The following is a 2,107-nucleotide window of genomic DNA, read 5'->3' as shown; positions in this document are numbered from 1 at the left end:
CGCGGCCGGCGCGTCCGGCCGGCGCCTGAGCCGGGAGGCCTTCTGCTTGGCCTGCGTCGCCCGGCGGGTGAGGCCGCGCCGCTTGGCGTGTGCCGCGTCCGCTTCCAGCAACGCGGACGGCGGGGCCCCGAGCGCCGGGAAGTCGGCCTTCAGGCCCCGCACGAGCGAGTACATCATCAGGAACGCGATGAAGAAGAACGGCAGCCCGACCACGGTGATCACCTGTTCCAGTGCGGCGAGGCCGCCCGCCCCGGTGGCGGCGATCAGCGTGCCGGCGACCACTCCCTCCGTGACGGCCCAGAACACCCGCTGACGCGTGGGGCTCTGCTGCTCCTCGTCGCCCACCGTGAGCAGGTCCACGACCAGCGAGGCGGAGTCGGAGGACGTGGTGAAGAAGATGACGACGACAAGGACCGAGACCGCCGCCACGAACGTCGACAGCGGGTAGTTGTCCAGGAACGCGAACAGCGCGCCCGGGACGTCGCTCTGCCCGACGACCTCGTCGACCAGGTCGGCGGAGCCGTCCATCTGGAGGCGGATGGCTGACAGCCCGAAGACGCTGAACCAGACGATGGTGAACGCGGTGGGCAGGGCCAGCACTCCCAGCACGAACTCCCGGATGGTCCGGCCCCGGGAGATGCGGGCGATGAAGATGCCGACGAACGGCGACCAGGTGATGGTCCACGCCCAGTAGAAGACCGTCCAACTGCCCTGCCAGCCGGTGTCGGCGAAGGTGTCGTTCCAGAACGACAGCGGCACGATCCAGCTCAGGTAGGTGCCCGTGGTCTCGATGATGCCGCGCAGCAGGAACAGCGTCGGCCCGGTCACCAGCACGAACAGCAGCAGCCCCACGGCCATGCTGATGTTGATGTTGGACAGCCGCTTGATGCCCTTGTCCAGTCCCGCGACCACCGAGGCCGTGGCGATGGCCGTCACCACCGCGATGATCCCGATCTGCACCGACCGGCTCACCGGCAGGTCGAACAGCTCCGCCAGCCCGCTGTTGATCTGCATCGTGCCGAGGCCGATGGACACGGCGACGCCGAACAGCGTGCCCATCACGGCGGTGATGTCCACGATCTTGCCGATCGGCCCGTAGATCCGGTCGCCCAGCACCGGTTGCAGGATGGAACTGACCCGGAAGGGCAGGCCGCGACGGTGGATGAAGTAGGCGAACGCCAGGCCGGGCAGGCAGAAGATCGTCCAGGTGTGCAGGCCGAAGTGGTACAGCGAGTACCCCATCGCCATCTGCGCGGCCTCGACCGTCTGCGGTTCGACGTCCGCCTGCGGCGGCACCGCGAAGTGGCTGATCGGCTCGGCGACACCCCAGAACATCAGGATCGTGCCGATACCGGCCGCGAACAGCATCGCGAACCAGGCCTGGTTGCTGTAGTCGGGCTTGGCGTCCTGCGGTCCGAGCCGGACGTGCCCGTAGCGGCTGAGCGCGATCCAGATCAGGAAGGCCAGGAAGGTGGTGACCCCGAGGATGTAGAACCAGCCGAGATTGCTCTTCAGCCATCCGGAGGCGGCACCGAACACCGCGTCGACCTGGTCCGTCAGAAGGATGGTCCCGGCGACGAAGACGAGCGTGAGCGCCGCTGACGTGAAGAAGATGACGGAGTCGGTCCTGATACCCAGCCTGTGTTGCAGCCGGTCCAGAAAATCGAGCATCGAGACGTCCCTGACGTGGGGTTTCCGGGCTGGTCGGGTGTGGCCTGGGCCACAACGGCGCACGGTACCGCACCTTTTGGGGCGGTGCGGTGACCGGACGGCGGGCCCGTGGTGGTGTCAGACGCCGGGCTTTCCCGGTGTCCGCACCGGAGCTGACCCGCCGTCGGCGCCGCCATCGACTCCGCCCGTCGCGCAGTCGGAGCAACGCGTGTCCCCCGTGAGGGGGACCCTGCGCGGCACCACCGCCGGGTCATGTACCCAACGGGCTGACGATCAGCTCATCTGATTGTCCGTCCGTCGTGAAGGGGTGCGTGTGAGGTCAGTGACAAGGGCTGCGGTGTACGGCACGCTCGGGGCCGCGGTGCTGGCCGCCGGGGCGATCGCCCCGGCCGGCGCCGCTCCAATGGACGCCGGCCCCCTCGGCCCTCCCCCGCCC

At 68.9% G+C, this 2,107-nt stretch carries 1 protein-coding gene; it reads right to left on the bottom strand.

What is annotated here, in order from left to right; genetic code table 11:
- Positions 1–1,671: BCCT family transporter (locus ACYVE9_RS24200; protein WP_461030018.1), on the bottom strand; the 1,671-nt coding region annotated here is incomplete at its 3' end.
- Positions 1,672–2,107: the final 436 nt, after the last annotated feature.

Source organism: Streptomyces sparsus (assembly GCF_054776295.1).
The sequence above is the reverse complement of the archived record's forward strand: the minus strand, read 5'-3'. Positions and strand labels throughout refer to the sequence as shown.